This window comes from Streptomyces sp. NBC_00820, assembly GCF_036347055.1.
Lineage (GTDB): Bacteria > Actinomycetota > Actinomycetes > Streptomycetales > Streptomycetaceae > Streptomyces.
Window position 1 is genome coordinate 6,823,718 of the sequence record NZ_CP108882.1, and the last position, 16,516, is coordinate 6,840,233.

Annotated in this window: 15 protein-coding genes and 2 pseudogenes; 8 read left to right on the plus strand and 9 right to left on the minus strand. The window is 72.3% G+C overall.

The annotated features are described in order from the left end of the window. Positions 1–154 precede the first annotated feature (154 nt). Positions 155–622: a MarR family winged helix-turn-helix transcriptional regulator gene (locus tag OIB37_RS30455; protein ID WP_330460821.1), complete on the plus strand. Its 468-nt coding sequence runs from the start codon at positions 155–157 to the stop codon at positions 620–622. 9 nt (positions 623–631) lie between these two features. Here OIB37_RS30455 and OIB37_RS30460 read toward each other — a convergent pair whose 3' ends face one another. Together OIB37_RS30460 and OIB37_RS30465 are read right to left on the minus strand one after the other, a co-directional pair. Further along, positions 632–1,648, minus strand: coding sequence for a DUF3048 domain-containing protein (locus OIB37_RS30460; RefSeq protein WP_443058223.1), 1,017 nt, complete (start codon positions 1,646–1,648; stop codon positions 632–634). Between the two features lie 150 nt (positions 1,649–1,798). Continuing rightward, positions 1,799–2,884 carry an ATP-dependent DNA ligase gene (locus OIB37_RS30465; protein ID WP_330460822.1) on the minus strand — a complete coding sequence of 362 codons (1,086 nt, stop codon included), beginning with the start codon at positions 2,882–2,884 and terminating at the stop codon, positions 1,799–1,801. A 74-nt stretch (positions 2,885–2,958) separates the two neighbouring features. Here OIB37_RS30465 and ligD point away from each other — a divergent pair, with 74 nt between their 5' ends. Both ligD and OIB37_RS30475 read left to right on the plus strand, forming a co-directional pair. After that, positions 2,959–3,978: a non-homologous end-joining DNA ligase gene (gene ligD / locus OIB37_RS30470; RefSeq protein ID WP_330460823.1), complete on the plus strand. Its 1,020-nt coding sequence runs from the start codon at positions 2,959–2,961 to the stop codon at positions 3,976–3,978. A gap of 320 nt (positions 3,979–4,298) precedes the next feature. Beyond that, entirely contained in the window at positions 4,299–5,369 is a 1,071-nt protein-coding gene (locus tag OIB37_RS30475) for a LacI family DNA-binding transcriptional regulator (RefSeq protein WP_330460824.1), read from the plus strand. Positions 5,370–5,390: 21 nt separating this feature from the next. Here OIB37_RS30475 and OIB37_RS30480 read toward each other — a convergent pair whose 3' ends face one another. Continuing rightward, positions 5,391–6,179: a VOC family protein gene (locus OIB37_RS30480; protein WP_330460825.1), complete on the minus strand. Its 789-nt coding sequence runs from the start codon at positions 6,177–6,179 to the stop codon at positions 5,391–5,393. A gap of 245 nt (positions 6,180–6,424) precedes the next feature. Between OIB37_RS30480 and OIB37_RS30485 the strand changes: the two genes are divergently transcribed. Beyond that, the gene (locus tag OIB37_RS30485) at positions 6,425–6,670 is read left to right on the plus strand and encodes a WhiB family transcriptional regulator (RefSeq protein WP_330460826.1); all 246 of its coding nucleotides are present in this window, start codon (positions 6,425–6,427) and stop codon (positions 6,668–6,670) included. Positions 6,671–6,778: 108 nt separating this feature from the next. Here the strand turns inward: OIB37_RS30485 and OIB37_RS30490 are convergent, their stop codons facing one another. The 3 genes from OIB37_RS30490 to OIB37_RS30500 all read right to left on the minus strand — a co-directional run bounded on the left by OIB37_RS30490 (position 6,779) and on the right by OIB37_RS30500 (position 10,629). After that, the gene (locus OIB37_RS30490) at positions 6,779–7,753 is read right to left on the minus strand and encodes an acyl-ACP desaturase (RefSeq protein WP_330460827.1); all 975 of its coding nucleotides are present in this window, start codon (positions 7,751–7,753) and stop codon (positions 6,779–6,781) included. A 294-nt stretch (positions 7,754–8,047) separates the two neighbouring features. Next, positions 8,048–8,824 (minus strand): dimethylargininase, encoded by a 777-nt coding sequence (gene ddaH, locus OIB37_RS30495; protein ID WP_330460828.1) that lies wholly within the window; start codon positions 8,822–8,824, stop codon positions 8,048–8,050. A gap of 155 nt (positions 8,825–8,979) precedes the next feature. After that, positions 8,980–10,629: an ABC-F family ATP-binding cassette domain-containing protein gene (locus OIB37_RS30500; RefSeq protein WP_330460829.1), complete on the minus strand. Its 1,650-nt coding sequence runs from the start codon at positions 10,627–10,629 to the stop codon at positions 8,980–8,982. A 331-nt stretch (positions 10,630–10,960) separates the two neighbouring features. Here OIB37_RS30500 and OIB37_RS30505 point away from each other — a divergent pair, with 331 nt between their 5' ends. Further along, the gene (locus OIB37_RS30505; protein WP_330460830.1) at positions 10,961–11,812 is read left to right on the plus strand and encodes an isocitrate lyase/PEP mutase family protein; all 852 of its coding nucleotides are present in this window, start codon (positions 10,961–10,963) and stop codon (positions 11,810–11,812) included. Positions 11,813–11,864: 52 nt separating this feature from the next. Here the strand turns inward: OIB37_RS30505 and OIB37_RS30510 are convergent, their stop codons facing one another. Beyond that, positions 11,865–12,281, minus strand: a complete 417-nt coding sequence (locus OIB37_RS30510; RefSeq protein WP_330460831.1) for an SsgA family sporulation/cell division regulator — start codon at positions 12,279–12,281, stop codon at positions 11,865–11,867. 224 nt (positions 12,282–12,505) lie between these two features. Here OIB37_RS30510 and OIB37_RS30515 point away from each other — a divergent pair, with 224 nt between their 5' ends. Next, positions 12,506–13,627: a WD40/YVTN/BNR-like repeat-containing protein gene (locus OIB37_RS30515; RefSeq protein WP_330460832.1), complete on the plus strand. Its 1,122-nt coding sequence runs from the start codon at positions 12,506–12,508 to the stop codon at positions 13,625–13,627. 158 nt (positions 13,628–13,785) lie between these two features. Then, positions 13,786–14,118: a plasmid stabilization protein gene (locus tag OIB37_RS30520; protein ID WP_330460833.1), complete on the plus strand. Its 333-nt coding sequence runs from the start codon at positions 13,786–13,788 to the stop codon at positions 14,116–14,118. A 10-nt stretch (positions 14,119–14,128) separates the two neighbouring features. Here the strand turns inward: OIB37_RS30520 and OIB37_RS30525 are convergent. Beyond that, positions 14,129–14,323: pseudogene (locus OIB37_RS30525) on the minus strand (YciI family protein); the annotation flags it as partial. Positions 14,324–14,332: 9 nt separating this feature from the next. Continuing rightward, positions 14,333–15,961 (minus strand): IS200/IS605 family accessory protein TnpB-related protein, encoded by a 1,629-nt coding sequence (locus OIB37_RS30530; protein ID WP_330460834.1) that lies wholly within the window; start codon positions 15,959–15,961, stop codon positions 14,333–14,335. 195 nt (positions 15,962–16,156) lie between these two features. Between OIB37_RS30530 and OIB37_RS30535 the strand changes: the two are divergent. Continuing rightward, positions 16,157–16,477 (plus strand): annotated as a pseudogene (locus tag OIB37_RS30535) (endonuclease V); the annotation flags it as partial. Positions 16,478–16,516 lie beyond the last annotated feature (39 nt).

Below are 16,516 nucleotides of genomic sequence, written 5' to 3' on the forward strand. Positions count from 1 at the left end.
GAGCACTGAGCATGTCCCGCGAGGTGCGTCCTCACGCTCGCACCGGGCCTCGGATCCCGTCAAGGCCCCTCCGTACAAGGGCTGTTGTGGCGCAGACAGTGGACCCGTGGACGCGTATCGTTCAGTGCACCGACGAACCGATCCGGGGGCGTACATGGCCGCGGTTGACCTCGCCACGCATCCCGGGCACCTGGCCCGGCGGCTGCAACAGGCACACCACCTGCTGTGGAACACGATGGTCTCGGAGGAGATCACCTCCCCGCAGTTCGCGGTCCTGAACGCCGTCGCCGCCGAACCGGGCCTCGATCAGGGGACCGTGGGGGAGCGGGTGGGCCTGGACCGGTCGACCGTCGCCGAGGTCGTCAGCCGGCTCGGCCGCCGCGGGCTGCTGAACAAGGTGCGCGACCGGCACGACGGCCGCCGCTTCCTGCTCCGCCTCACCGACGACGGCCTGCGCGTCCACCGCAAGCTGACGGTGCGCACGGCCCGGATGAACCAGGTCCTCCTCGCCCCGCTCTCCGCCGACGAGCAGACCGTCTTCCTCGACCTGGTCCGCAGGGTCGCCGACGCGGCGGAGACCCTGCGCAGACCGTCGGAGCCGCCGGCCGCCCGGCAGGACTGAACGCGCCGCTCAGGAGGGAGCCTGGGCGAACACCACCCACACCTGGCCGTCGGCGAAGTTCATCCGGCCGCCGTCCGCCGTCTTGAACGTCGTACCGTCCGTGGCGGCCGGGCGTGACCAGGTCGCGTCGAAGGAACGTCCGTCGCGCAGCACGTCGGCCTTCCCGGAGCCGACCGTCTCGGTGTACGGCGTGGGGTTGCCGAGCACGTCGTGGTAGCGCGAGGAACGGACCTCGACGTACTGCACGACGACCGTCGCCGGCGCGATCCGCGTGCCGTCGGTGGTCACCGCGGGGGTGCCGTCCATCGAGACCAGCCAGCGTCCCCGCCCGGCCGACCAGCGGAAGGCGAAGCGGGCCGCCGGGTAGCGAACGGTGCGCGTGGTCTCGGGCGTTCCGCCGGACGGGGCGGGGCCGTAACGGAACCCCGTGGTCAGCGCCGCCTTGCCCGGGGCCGAGGGCAGCAGCCGGGAGGGGCGCAGAAAGAGGTTGTGCGGGGCGGCCCTGCCCGCGTTCCGGACGTAGGCGCCGGCGGCCTCGTCGGGCGACTTCGCCCGCAGGGGCGCCCGGTCGATCAGGGGCAGCAGCTTGCGCTGGGCTCCGGAGAAGGCCAGCGTCGGATTCCGGAACTGGCGCAGCAGCTCCAGGTCGGACTCGCGGGCGCTGCGCACCGGTCCGACCGACTTCGGGAGCGTGGTCGCGTACACCGCCATCAGCCTGCTCAGGCCGCCCTCGACCTGCTCCGCGTACACCACGTCCGCCGCGTCGAGTCCGGTCTGCGGGCGGGCCGCGCCCACGTTGTCGATCTTCACGGCGAGCGGGGAGCCGGCGGTCGCCGAGCCGCTCGGTGGCGCGCTCTCGCGCGGCCCGCGGCCGTCAACGGCCGGGCCGTGGTTCGTGCAGCCCGCCATGAGCGAGGCCGCGAGGCCGGCGCCCACCAGCGTGCCCGCCAGCGCGGCGCGCCGCCCACGCGCCCCTACGCCGCCCCTGAGGCCGCCCCTGAGACCGCCCCTGAGTCCGATGTCCATCGTTCCCACCCCGCCCGTCCGGCCGGTCGATTGTGCGCCCATTCAGAACACGGCAGGCCATACCCGATCGGTTCCGGTCGCGCGCGTTCGTTGGGCCGATCGGCCTCGGGAATGTCCCCTGCCGGTGGCCCACCGGCGACCTCACCCGCCTCACCCGCCAACCCCGCCTCCCCCGTTCCCCAGGATCTCCGCGAGGTCGTAGCGCACCGGCTCCTCCAACTGGGCGTAGGTGCAGCTCTCCGGAGCGCGGTCCGGGCGCCAGCGGCGGAAGCGGGCGGTGTGGCGGAACCGGGCGCCGTTCTCCATGTGGTCGTAGGCCACCTCGGCGACCCGCTCCGGCCGCAGCGGCACCCAGGACAGGTCCTTCTTGCCCGACCAGCGGCTCGGCGCCCCCGGCAGCCGGGCCGTCTCGTGCGCGGCCTCGTCACCCCAGGCCGCCCACGGGTGCCCGGAGGGGTCGGCCATGCGCAGCGGCTCCAGTTCCTCGATCAGTTCGGCGCGCCGCTTCATCGTGAAGGCCGCCGCCACGCCGACGTGTTGCAGGGCGCCCCGGTCGTCGTACAGGCCGAGCAGCAGGGAACCCACGACCGGGCCGCTCTTGTGGAGGCGGTAGCCGGCCACGACCACGTCCGCCGTCCGCTCGTGCTTGATCTTGAACATGACCCGCTCGTCCTGCCGGTAGAGGAGATCGAGCGGCTTGGCGACGACCCCGTCCAGTCCGGCGCCCTCGTACTGCTCGAACCACCGCCGCGCCACCTCGGCGTCGGTCGTCGCCGGCGCCACATGGACCGGGGCGGTCACGTCGGCGAGGGCGCGCTCCAACAGGGCCCGGCGGTCGGTCAGGGGGACGTCGAGGAGGGAGTGGTCGTCCAGGGCCAGCAGGTCGAAGGCGACGAACGACGCCGGGCTCCTCTCCGCCAGCATCCGAACCCGCGAGTCCGCCGGATGGATCCGCTCGGTCAGCGCGTCGAAGTCCAGCCGGCCGTTCCGCGCGATCACGATCTCCCCGTCCAGCACGCACCGCTCGGGCAGCCGCTCCCGCAACGCCGCGACCAGCTCCGGGAAGTACCTGGTCAACGGCTTGCCGGTACGGCTGCCCAGCTCGACCTCGTCCCCGTCACGGAAGACGATCGCCCGGAACCCGTCCCACTTCGCCTCGTAGTGCATGTCCGGCGGAATCCTCGCCACCGACTTGGCGAGCATCGGCTTCACGGGCGGCATCACCGGCAGATCCATGCGTCCGATTCTGCGCGCATACGACCACCGACGCCCGGTGTGCGCGGTGTGCGGGCTGCGCCTACCGTGGCCGCATGGGTGATGCGGTGGAACTGGACGTGGCCGGCCGGGCCGTACGGCTGTCCAGCCCGGACAAGGTCTTCTTCCCCGAGCGCGGATTCACGAAGCTGGACGTCGCCCAGTACTACATGGCCGTCGGGCCCGGCATCCTGCGCGCCCTGCGCAACCGCCCCACCACCCTGGAGCGCTACCCGGACGGCGTCGACGGCGAGTGGTTCTACCAGAAGCGGGCCCCCAAGGGCATGCCCGACTGGATCCCGACCGCCCACATCACCTTCCCCAGCGGTCGCAGCGCCGACGAGATGTGCCCCACCGAGGAGGCCGCTGTGGTGTGGGCCGCCCAGTACGGCACGCTCACCTTCCACCCCTGGCCGGTGCGCCGCGACGACGTCGACCATCCGGACGAACTCCGTATCGACCTCGACCCGCAGCCCGGCACCGACTACGCCGACGCCGCCCGTGCCGCCCTCGAACTGCGCGGCGTCCTGGAGGAGTTCGGCGGTCTGCGTGGCTGGCCCAAGACCTCCGGCGGGCGCGGTCTGCACGTCTTCGTGCCCATCGAACCGCGCTGGAACTTCACCCAGGTACGACGCGCCGCGATCGCCCTGGGCCGGGAGATGGAACGCCGGATGCCCGACCGGGTGACCATCAAGTGGTGGAAGGAGGAAAGGGGCGAACGTATCTTCCTGGACTACAACCAGACGGCTCGCGACCGCACCATCGCCTCCGCCTACTCCATCCGGCCCCGCCCGTACGCGCCCGTCTCCGCACCGCTGCGCTGGGAGGAGGTCGGCGTGGCGGAGCCCCGCGACTTCGACATCGTCACCATGCCGGAGCGGTTCGCCGAACTCGGCGACGTCCACGCCGACATGGACGACCACGCCTACTCCCTGGACGCCCTCCTGGAACTGGCCCGCCGCGACGAGCACGACCACGGCCTGGGCGACCTGCCGTACCCGCCCGAGTACCCGAAGATGCCCGGCGAGCCGAAGCGGGTGCAGCCGAGCCGGGCGCGGCGTGAAGAACAGTCCTGAGGCGACCACCGGCACGTCGTAGGGATCGGGACCCGGCTCCTTCGGCGGGTGCTCGGTGAGCAGCCGGTGCGCCCGTCCGAACGCGTCGACCGAGCTGAGGACGACGACGGACCGGGCGTGACAGTGGCACGACAGCGGCGCGGCAGCCGGGCGTGACCCACGAGCCGGGTCTCCGGGCGGCCGGCCCGCATCAGCCTTCCTCGTCCTCATGCGGCGACCCCCACTTGTGCGGACGCCGCGTGGAGCTCCCCTTCGCGCCCCGTCGGCGCCGTCGCGCCGCCGCTATCCTGATCGCCAGCCGCCGATGGAGGAGTCCCGAAGTGACCGACGCCGTCTCGCGTCCCACGCTGGAGGCCGTGGCCGCGCGGGCCGGGGTGTCCCGGGCCACGGTGTCACGGGTGGTCAACGGCGGGGACGGGGTCCGGGAGTCCCTGGCCGGCCGGGTCCGCGCGGCGGTCGAGGAACTGGGCTACGTGCCCAACCAGGCGGCACGCAGCCTGGTCACCAAGCGGCACGACGCCGTCGCGGTGGTCATCGCCGAACCCGAGACCCGCGTCTTCGCCGACCCCTTCTTCGCCCTCCAGCTGCGCGGCATCAGCAAGGAACTCGCCGCCCACGACAACCAGCTGGTCCTGCTGCTCACCGAGGGCAGGGACGACCACGCGCGCGTCGCCCGCTATCTCGCCGGCGGCCACGTCGACGGCGCCCTCGTCTTCTCCCTCCACCTCGACGACCCGCTCCCGGCACTGATCCGCAAGGCGGGCGTCCGCACGGTCTTCGGCGGCCGGCCGGACTGGAGCGACGACGGCACCGGCGGCGCGGTGTACGTCGACAGCGACAACCGGGGCGGTGCGCGCACGGCCGTACGCCATCTCGTGGCCCTCGGCCGGACCCGGATCGCGCACATCACCGGCGCCCTGGACCAGACCTCGGCGGTGGACCGGCTGGAGGGTTACCGGGACGTCGTGGGTGACGCCGCCCCCCTGCTCGTCGTGGAGAGCGACTTCACCCCGGCCGGTGGTGAGCGCGCCATGCGCGAACTCCTGGACCGCAGCCCGGACGTGGACGCCGTGTTCGCCGCCAACGACCTCACCGCGCTGGGTGCTCTGCGCGTGCTGCGCGAGAGCGGCCGGCGCGTGCCCGAGGACGTGGCCGTGATCGGCTTCGACGACATGCTGCCGGTGGCCGAACAGACCGAGCCGCCGCTGACCACCGTCCGTCAGGACATCGAGGGGATGGGCCGGCTGATGGCCCGGGTCCTGCTGCACGGCGAGGACGGCCGGGGAGACGGCGCCGGCCCTGTCCGGGGAACCTCCGGTGCGGGGCCGGCGGGCGCGGCCGCTTCGAGTGTCGTGCTGCCGACGACACTGATACGCCGGGCGTCCGCCTGAGCCCGCTCGCTCTCAGGCCTCCTACGACTGTGGCTCACCCTTGATCACCGCGAATACGGCCCCGTACGGGTCGGCGAGCTGGGCCATTCGGCCCACGCCCTCCATGGTGGTCGCGGGCATGCGCACCGTGCCGCCCAGCTGCCGCGCGTTCATGACCACGGCGTCGGTGGACTCGACCGCGAAGTAGGGGAGCCAGTGCGCGCGGGACCCCGCGTCCGCCGGGGCGTCGGCGAGCGGGACCATGCCGCCGAACATCGTGTCATCGCCGCCGCCGGCCGGATTCACGCACGTGTAGGTGCCGCCCGGGAACGGCAGCGCCGAGGTCTCCAGTCCGAGGACCCGGTGGTAGAACGCGGCGGCCGCCGCCACGTCCGGTGTGTACAGCTCGGCCCAGCACAGCGCACCCGGCTCGTCCGCCACGTCCACCCCCGTGGTCCGGCCCGGCTGCCAGATCCCGAACGGCGCGCCCGCCGGGTCGGCGAGGACCGTCATGTGGCCCTCCCCCATGACGTCCATGGGAGGGAACAGCACCCTGCCGTGGGCCTGTTCGGCCGTCTTGGCGGTGGCCTGCGCGTCATCGCTTCGGAAGTAGACCGTCCAGGCCGGCGGGCCCTGATCCGGGCCGGTCGGCATCGCACCGGCGACGGTCCTGCCGTCCAGCTGGAAGAAGCCGTAGCCGCCGGCCTCCGGCCCTGCCGACCGGAACTGCCAGCCGAACAGAGCACCGTAGAAGGCGCACGCGCCGTCGAGGTCGGGGGAGCCCAGGTCGATCCAGTTCGGAGCGCCGTCGACGAAACGGGTGGTGAGCATTCGCCCTCCTTGAAAGGGACCCGTGGAAGCCTGTCCTCCGCCCGCCCCATGCGGTGCGGAGTGCCCTGCCGAATGCACTCCCGAGTCTCGCACCGCCCACTGACAACCGCTGGCGCGGCGGCTCCCGCGCGCCGCCGTGCGCGGGCGGCATCCGGCGGAGCATCATCAAGGTGGCCGCGCGCCGCCGCCGTGCCGTTGAGCCGGCGTTGATCGAACGTTTTTCGCCGCACGGCACGATCCTGGCCATGCACATCGACACGATCACCCCGGCCGCCCCCACCTGGCAGGCCCAGGCCCTGTGCGCGCAGACCGGGGCGGACTTCTTCTTTCCCGAGCCCGGCAGCTCGGTCCGCGAGGCGAAGCGCATCTGCGGCATGTGCGAGATGCGGTCCGCGTGCCTCGACTACGCGCTCGACAACGACGAACGCTTCGGCGTCTGGGGCGGCCTGTCGGAGAAGGAACGCCTCGCCCTGCGCCGCACAGCGCGCTGACCCCCTGCGCGGCTGCTTCGCCTGCACAGGGGGTCGGGTGCTCGGTGCCCGGGGCTCAGAGGCCAGGGCCCAGGGGGCTCAGGGCCCGAGGGGGCCGGGTGCTCGGGCTCAGCTTGCCGCGCGTGCCGCCATGCGGGCCTTGCGGGCCGCCAGCCGCTCGTCGAACTTCGAGGCCTCCGCATCGAGGCCGCCCATGAACAGGCCGAGTTCCTCCTGCGCCTGGCGTCCCTCGGGGCCGAGTCCGTCGATCTCCATGATCTTCAGGAAGCGCAGCACCGGCTGGAGGACGTCGTCGTGGTGGATGCGCAGGTTGTAGACCTCGCCTATGGCCATCTGCGCGGCGGCGCGCTCGAAGCCGGGGATGCCGTGCCCGGGCATGCGGAAGTCGACGACGACGTCCCGCACCGCCTGCATGGTCAGGTCGGGGGCGAGTTCGAAGGCGGCCTTCAGGAGGTTGCGGTAGAAGACCATGTGCAGGTTCTCGTCGGTGGCGATGCGCGCCAGCATGCGGTCGCAGACCGGGTCGCCGGACTGGTGTCCGGTGTTGCGGTGCGAGATGCGGGTGGCCAGCTCCTGGAAGGCGACGTAGGCGATGGAGTGCAGCATCGAGTGCCGGTTGTCGGACTCGAAGCCCTCACTCATGTGCGACATCCGGAACTGCTCCAGCTTGTCCGGGTCGACCGCGCGCGAGGTCAGCAGGTAGTCGCGCATCACGATCCCGTGCCGGCCCTCCTCCGCCGTCCAGCGGTGCACCCAGGTGCCCCAGGCGCCGTTCCGGCCGAAGAGCGAGGCGATCTCGTGGTGGTAGCTCGGGAGGTTGTCCTCGGTCAGCAGGTTGACGATGAGCGCGGTGCGCCCGATCTCGGTCACCTTGGACTGCTCCTTGCCCCAGGCCTCACCGTCGTCGAACAGGCCGGGGAAGTTGCGTCCGTCGCTCCAGGGCACGTACTCGTGCGGCATCCAGTCCTTGGCGACCGTCAGGTGCCGGTTCAGCTCCTTCTCGACGACTTCCTCCAGCGCGTACAGCAGCCGCGCGTCGGTCCACACGGACGGGCTGCCGAGAGGGGGGGAGGTGATCGTCACGAGAACTCCAAGGGATGCCGAGCGGGGGAGCGCGAGAAGAAGGAGAAGGGGAAAGCGAGGAAAGGGGACGAAAGGGGGTGGAAATGGGAGCGAAAGGGGGATGGTCCGGCGAGCGGTGCCGGGAACCTACGAGATCGTAGGCTACGTCTGCGTAGGTTACGAAGCCGTAGGTTAAGGACGTCGTAAAGATCGCCGATCAAGTGGTGCAACACGGTCTTTTGCGGGCACGAAGCGGACATGCGAACGGCCCCGGGACCTCGGGTCCCGGGGCCGTCGAAGCGACGGGATCACCCGTCAGACGTACAGCTCCCGCAGGCGCACGGAGAGGCACGTCACACAGCCCTCCAGCTTCTCGAACTCACTGATGTCGACGGTGACCACCTCGTAGCCGAGGTCGGTCAGCAGCTCCATCGTCCTGGGCGCGCTCCGCGACATCAGCAGCGTGTGCCCGCCGAGCAGCACCACGTGCCCGCCGGACTCCTCGGGCACCGACAGGAAACGCGGGAACAACGACGGCCGGTCCAGCTTCGGGATGTGCCCGATGACCGTCCCGTCCGGCAGCGCCGTGACCGCCGACTTCAGGTGGAGCACCTTGCTCACGGGCACGGGCACCACGCGCGCGCCCAGCGGCTCGAACGCGGCCCGCAGCTGCCGCAGGCCGTCCACGTTGGTCCGGCCGCCCCGGCCGACGTAGATCGTGTCGCCGACCTTGAGGACGTCACCGCCGTCCAGCGAGCCGGGCGCCCATATCCAGTTCACCGAACAGCCCAGGCTCGCCACCGCCTCCTCGACGCCGGGCGACTCCCCGCGCCGCGACTCGGCGCCGGGCCTGGTGATCAGTGCCACGTTCTTGTACATGACGACGGTGTCCTCCACGAACACCGAGTCCGGGCAGTTGTCGGCCGGGTCGACCTCGATCGTCTCCCAGCCGTGCTCGCGGAGCGCCTCGACGTACGCCTCCCACTGCTTGACGGCGAGCTCCACGTCGACCTTCTCCCGCTCGATGTGTGTGACCAGCCCTTCGGCGAGGCGCGGGCTGGGGCGGCGGACCAGGGCCTTCTTGCTGGGCACGAGGGATCTCCGTATCGGCGGTGGGGGTTCCGGCGCCCGTGATGCGGCGCTGGTCCGCCATCATGCAGGGCGACTTGGCAAGTGCAAAACCGTGGCTGACGGGCTGTCGCCCACCTGAGACGCCCTCCCTTCCCGGCCTCGGGGCGACGCGCCCGCTATGCCGGATTCTCGAGTTCCTCCGGTGTCGTCTCCCGGAGTTCACCGTCCTCCATCAGCAGCCAGCGGGTGATGCCGAGGGACTCCAGGAACGGCACGTCGTGACTGGCGACGAGCAGCGCGCCCTCGTACGACTCCAGCGCGGAGGTCAGCTGCCGGACGCTCGCCATGTCGAGGTTGTTGGTCGGCTCGTCGAGCAGGAGCAGCTGCGGCGCGGGTTCGGCGAGCATCAGCGCGGCCAGTGCCGCCCGGAACCGCTCGCCGCCGGAGAGCGTCCCCGCCCGCTGGTCGGCCCGCGCGCCCCGGAACAGGAAGCGGGCCAGCCGCGCCCGGACCCGGTTGTTGGTGGCGTCCGGCGCGAACCGGGCCACGTTCTCGGCGACCGTCAACTCCTCGTCCAGGACGTCCAGACGCTGTGGCAGGAACCGCAGCGGTACGTGCACGTGCGCCTCGCCGGCCACCGCCTCCAGCTCCCCGGCCACGGTCCGCAGCAGCGTCGTCTTGCCGGAGCCGTTGCGTCCGACGAGCGCGATCCGCTCCGGTCCGCGCAGATCGAGGATCCCCCCGACGCGCGCCCCGTGGGCCAGCTCCAGGTTCTCCAGGGTGAGCACCTCCCGGCCGGGCGGTACGGCGGTGTACGGCAGGTCGACACGGATCTCGTCGTCGTCCCGTACGGCCTCCACCGCGTCGTCCAGCCGCTCCCGGGCCTCGGCGAGGCGCCCCTCGTGCATGATGCGGTGCTTGCCCGCGGACTCCTGGGCGGCCCGTTTGCGCGCGCCCATGACGATCTTCGGCTCGCGCTTGGATTCCGCCATCTTCTGCCCGTACCGCTTGCGGCGGGCCAGTTTGACCTGGGCGTCGACCAGTTCGCGCTTCTGCTTGCGCACGTCCGCCTCGGCCACGCGCACCATCCGCTCGGCGGCCTCCTGTTCGCCGGCGAGGGCCTCCTCGTAGGCCGAGAAGTTGCCGCCGTACCAGGCGACCTCCCCCGAGCGCAGGTCCGCGATCCGGTCGACCAGGTCCAGCAGTTCACGGTCGTGGCTGACCACGACGAGGACGCCCGGCCACGCGGCGACGGCCGCGTACAGCCGCCGACGCGCGTACAGGTCGAGGTTGTTGGTGGGTTCGTCGAGGAGCAGGACGTCCGGTCGGCGCAGCAGCAGCGCGGCCAGGCGCAGCAGCACCGACTCGCCGCCGGACACGTCGCCGACGGTGCGGTCCAGGCCGATGTGGCCGAGGCCGAGTTCGCCGAGGGTGACCAGTGCGCGCTCCTCGACGTCCCAGTCGTCGCCGACGGTCTCGAAGTGCTCCTCGGACGCGTCGCCCGCCTCGATCGCGTGCAGGGCGGCCCGCCGGGCGTCGATTCCGAGGACCTCGTCGACGCGGAGCGTGGTGTCCAGCGTGACGTTCTGCGGGAGACAGCCGATCTCGCCCGTCGCCTTGACGACGCCGCCGGACGGCACGAGTTCGCCGGCGAGCAGCTTCAACAGGGTCGACTTCCCTGACCCGTTGACGCCGACCAGTCCGGTCCTGCCGGGGCCGAAGGCGATGTCGAGGCCGTCGAAGACGGGGGTGCCGTCGGGCCACGCGAAGGACAGGGACGTACCGGAGAGGGAGGAGGAACGGGCAGGGGTGGAGGAAGCAGACATACGGGCCTCACGGGTGCTGGATGCGGTCTGGGTGGGTGCGTGTCGAGACACCGCGAGGCGGAAACCGGAGACCTGGGCACGGGAGGGCCACGAAAAAAGGCCTGTGCCTGAGGACGGCTCGGACGCCGAGGTCGTACGCCACGCACACCCCTGGGGTGTGAACGCGGTGTCTCAGAACCTCAGACGAGCAACGTCCTTCTCCAATCGACGGCAACAGAACCGCTGACTACCGTAGGAGGGGCGGGGAGAGGTGTCAACGCGATTTAGTCGGGCCCACGTCTGTGTCGGATTCCTGCGAGCGGTTCCCCGCCCCGGCTGTTTGACTGGGGCCATGACGAACCAGAACCAGCACCCGCTCCTGGAGTCCGCCCTCGCCTTCCGTGCCCTGCACGTCCCCGGCCGCCCGCTGGTCCTGCCGAACGCCTGGGACGCGGTGAGCGCCGCCGTCGTCGAGGAGGCGGGCGCCGCCGCCGTGGCGACCACCAGCGCCGGCCTCGCCTGGGCGCTCGGCGCCGCCGACGGCGACCGGCTGGAGCGCGAGCGCGCACTGGAGGCCGTCGGCCGCATTGCCCGCACGGTGCGGGTCCCCGTCACCGCCGACATCGAGAGCGGCTACGCCGCGGACGCGGCGGGAGTCGCCGACACCGTCCGGGCGGTGCTCGCCGCCGGCGCGGTCGGCGTCAACATCGAGGACGCCCGGCACACCCGGCACGAAGAGGGCGGCGAGCCGCTGCGGCCGGTGGCCGAGCAGGCGGAGCGGATCGCCGCCGCCCGCGCCGCCGCCGACGCGGCCGGTGTCCCGCTGTACGTCAACGCGCGGATCGACACCTTCCTGCGCGGCGACGGGGGAGTGGACCACACCCTGGAGCGGGCCGCCGCCTACCTGGCCGCGGGCGCCGACGGGATCTTCGTCCCCGGGACCGTCGACCCCGGCACCGTCAAGGCGCTCGTCGCCGGCGTCGACGCGCCGCTCAACGTGCTGGTGGGTCCCGGCGCGCCGCCGGTCGCCGAGCTGGCCGCGCTCGGCGTCGCCCGGATCAGCGCGGGCTCCGCGATCGCCCAGGCCGCCCACGCCCTGGTCCGCCGCGCCGCGCGGGAACTCCTGGAGGAGGGGACGTACGGGGAACTGGCCGACGCGTCGTTCGACCACGGCGCGCTGAACCGGCTCCTCACGCGCGCGTAGAGACGCGCGGGCATGAGGACGTGAAGACGCGCGGAGGCGAAGACGCGCGGTTTCAGCAGGCGTCCCGCATCAACCGCGCGAGGCCGTCGTCCAGGTCCATCTGGAGGTGCTCCCGGCCCACGGGCACCAGGTCGCGGGTCGCCTTCAGGAACTCCCGTATCTCGCCGGAGCGCACATGCACGAGCGCGGTGCCCTCGGGCGCGTGGAACTCCAGCACCGTGCGGCCGTAGCCGTACGGCCGCACGCGCACGTCCCCGTGGCCCTCGGGGCCCTGGAGCCCGGCGGCGAGCAGCTCACGGGAGAACGTCCAGCAGACCTCGACGCCCTCCAGGGTGGCCGGGGCCGGGAAGGTCATGCGGATGGCGAACGGGTCACGACGGTCGTAGCGCAGTTTCGCGGGAATGGTCGGCATGCGCGGTGCGGCGGCGACGAGACGCGCCTCGACGGCCTGCTCGATGACGGTGGACAACGCCTTGCTCCCTCGTGACGGCTGGACGGACTTCCGGGCGTGTGCGACCTGGTACTGGAAGAGACGACGGAACCGGCCGATCCGTGCACAGGGAGACGGGGGGAGCGGGAGTGAGCTCGGTCACCGTCTTCGTGGACCGGCCGCCCCCGTGCCCCGCGCGTCCGCCCTCTGGACGGCGACCGGGTGGTGGACTAGCTTCGCCCGCCATGAGGCGCTTGGGAAGCATGCGACGCGGGGGACGTACGGGCCTGCTGGTCACGGCGGGGGTGGCGTGCGCAGCGGCACTGGCCGCGCTCACCGTGCCGGCTGCGCAGGCGCGGCCGCTGGGGCACGGGGCGGGACACGAGGCGGTGCCCGGAGCGGGGCACCGAGCGCTGCACTGGGCCGAGAAGAGCAGCGGAACCCCGCAGGTCCGCTTCCGCGGTCTGGCCGCCGTCGACCGCGACACCGCCTGGCTGGCCGGAACCGGCGGCACCGTGCTGCGTACGACGAACGGCGGCGCGGCCTGGCGCGACGTCTCGCCGCCCGGCGCGGCCGATCTCGAGTTCCGGGACGTCGAGGCGTTCGACGCGCGCCGCGCGGTGGTGCTGGCCATCGGCGAGGGAGAGGCCTCCCGCGTGTACCGCACCGACGACGGCGGGGCGAGCTGGACGGAGTCCTTCCGCAACACCGATCCGAAGGCCTTCTACGACTGCCTCGCCTTCTTCGACCGCCGCCACGGCCTCGCCATGAGCGACCCCGTGGACGGACGGTTCCGCATCCTGTCGACCAGCGACGGTGGCCGCTCCTGGCGGCTGCTGCCCACCGCCGGCATGCCGGCCGCCCTGGACGGCGAGGCGGGTTTCGCGGCGAGCGGCCAGTGCCTGGTCACCGCCGGCCCGAAGGACGTGTGGCTGGCCACCGGCGGGGGCGCCCGCGCGCGCGTGCTGCACTCCGGCGACCGCGGAGTGACCTGGACGGCCACCGACACACCGGTCCTGGCCGGTGATCCGGCCCGGGGCGTGTTCGCGCTCGCCTTCCGCGACCGCGCCCACGGCATCGCGGCCGGCGGCGACTACCGCCCCGGGCAGGCCTCACCACGGTCCGTCGCCGTCACCGCCGACGGCGGCCGCACCTGGCGGTCCGCCGACACTCCGCCGCCCGCCTACCGCTCCGGCGTCGCCTGGCTCCCGCACAGCCGCACCGCCGCGCTCGCCGTCGGCCCCACCGGCACCGACCTCACCACCGACGGCGGCCGCACCTGGCACACGATCGACACCGGCTCGTACGACACCGTGGACTGCGCCCCCGGCCTCGGCTGCTGGGCCGCCGGGGAGAAGGGCCGCGTGGCCCGGCTGGAACGCTGAGGCAGGCAGGCAGGAAGGCAAACAACCGGAACCGGGTACTCGTGTCCGGTGCGGACGACGTGAGCGACGTGAGCGACGCGGACGGCGCGAACGTTGTGACCGCACGCAGGACGCGAAGAGGAGCGAGGGGGGAACGAAGGGGAGCGAAGGGAGCGATCATGCCCGCCGGTTCCAGCCGCAAGCGCGAGCGGCAGTACGAGCACATCAAGGACAGCGCGCTGGATCGGGGCGAGAGCCCCGAGCGCGCCAAGGAGATCGCCGCGCGGACGGTGAACAAGGAACGCGCCCGCTCCGGCGAGTCGAAGACCGCCAGTCGCAGCTCGCTCCAGGACATGTCGTCCGGCGAGCGCGGCGGCAAGCGGTCCGGCAAGGGACCCCAGGGCCCGACCTACGACCAGCTCTACAACGAGGCCCGGCAACGCGGCGTCCACGGCCGGTCGGACATGAACAAGGAAGAGCTGCGGCGCGCGCTCGACGCCAAGAAGAGGTGAACGCCCGCGATCAGCCCAGAGTCTGCCGATGGGCTTCCAGGCCGGGCGCCGTCTTCGTGGCGACGAACTCCGTGACGCGGTACGCGCAGACCCCGGCGGTGACGAACGGGTCGGCGACCACGATCTCCTCGATTTGGGCACGGTCCTCGGCGACGGCCAGGATGACCCCGCCGTCACGGGGCATCTTGCGCCCGGAAGCGAGGAAGAACCGTTCCTAAAGGCTGAGTGGGAGTGAGTCCTGTTGCCAGGATTCGTGCTCAGCCGTGTGCCCCGAACGGTGTTGGGCACGCTGGTCGCCCGCTTTCGCTCCGCTGCCGGTGCGCACGGATCGTGTCCGTGGTCCGGGGATGCGGGGGCGGGTTTCCTCACGCCCCGGGGTGTCCGGTCGGGCCTGGACGGTCCGATGCCCGTGCACATCGCTCTGGTGTGCACGGGGCGGTGTCGTCCGTCGCCGGATCGGGTGCCCCAGGGCGCGTCTGCCGATCGCGATGCTCGCGGCATCGTGACGGGTGGGCTTTCTGGTGGTGCTGGTGAGGGGTTTCTGCCAGTGCTGGGCGCCCCACCGGGAGGTGTAGGCCGGGTCCACGGCGACGACGGGGATGCCGAGTTCGGCGGCCATGGACACCAGCCGGGCACGCAGCCGGGCCGTGGGCATGCCGGAGATCAGTTTGCGGAAGCGTTTGCGGCGGCCGTGCTTCTCCCGGGTCTTCTCCGCCGTGAAGTCGAGGTCCTCGACCGCGATCGCCAGGTGGTGTTGCTTGGCCCAGTGCAGAAGGCGGATGAGGGCGTGGCGGATCTGGGCGTCACGGTGGTGGGTGGTGCCGTTCAGGTTGTAGGCGAAGGTGCGTGGGGCGCCGAGCGGGTTGCCGTGGGTGTCGAGGCGCCAGGCGGCGAGGTGGTCGGCGTTGGTGTCCACGCCGATCATCCCGTTCACGCGGGCGGTTGCGAGGGGGACGGTTGCGGCTGGGGGGATGGTCCATGAGGCGGTGAGGTACCAGCGGCCGCGGACGGTGTCTTCGTGGATGCGGTAGGCCACCGCCCGGTTCGCGCTCACGCGGTCACGCCACTGTTCGCCCCGGTGCGCGAATGCCACCCGGGCGTCCAGCGCGTACCGGCCGTGCGGGGCGTTCGCCAGCCGTGCGAGCGGGGTGGGGAGTTTGATGCTGACCTCGCCGTCCGGGCTGACGCGGATCGTCTCGTTGCCGAACCGCTTCCCCGACTCCCCGTCGGCCTGCAGGAACCTGCGCTCGGCCTGCCACCGCTCACGCCACTCCGGCTCGGTGAGCCCGGCCGCATCCAGGTGGTGGCGGGTGTTCAGCAGACGCTTCCCACCCCGCACCACCGACACGACACCGGACCGCCAGTCGGCGCGTACGGCCTGGAGCCGGTCCTCCAGAACATTCAGTCGGCGGGACTTGGCGAACCACTCCCGCCTGCTCCGGTACCCGCCCGGCGCCCGCTTGCCGCCCTTCTCGCAGAGCGGGAGGGACAGCCGGTGGGCGATCGTGCGCACTCCCGCCTCCAACCCCTGCACATGCGCGAGCTGGGCGCGGCGGGCCAAGGCCCATTGGTCGTGGGTGGCTTTCGTGATCGAACCGGCCCAGCGCGAGGACGAATCACCGGTCAGGGCACGCTTACGCTCCGCCCATGCATCGCTGGTGTGGTCCAGCCCGGCCGCGCACCGGGTCTTCAGGTCGCGGGAGGCCAGCGAACCGAGCAGGTCACCGACCAGCCGCAGTACCTCCTCGTCCCCGGCGGTCAGGCCCTTGAGCCGGTCACGGACCGCAACACCCGCAGGGCCGGGCACCACGAACGACGCCGCCACCTCCCGCAACCCACCCACCCCACCCGCCCCCTGATCCCCTTCAGACCCCGAAAACATCCACCACCCCACCCAACGACCACCCCCCGAAAAGGTCACCCATTCGACACACGAACACCCACCCACCCCGACCGACCGACCGCCCGCCATGCACCACGACCTCGGCCACTGACTCATGCACGCCAGAACACACTCATGGGAAAATACGCAGCAACAGCTCACAACCCCTTCACCTTCACCTACGACGACCCCGGCCCCGCCCGGGGCAGCGCGGCCCCCCTGCTCGCCGGCACCGAGGAGGTCGGCCGCGCCCTGCGCACCCGGCACGGTGTCAAGCCGGTCTTCGTCTCCGTCGGCCACCGGATGAGCCTGGACAACGCCGTGGCCCACACGCTCGCGCTCACCCCGTCGTACCGGCTCCCGGAGACCACGCGCAGGGCGGACGCGCTGTGCCGTGCCGCCCTGCGCGAGGAGGCACGGCGCGAGGCCGGCGACGGCGCGCGGGAGCCGTCGACACGGCAGGCGCCGACCTCCTGACCCCCGAGCCGTGGACGGCCGGGCCGTCGCCCGGTCCGA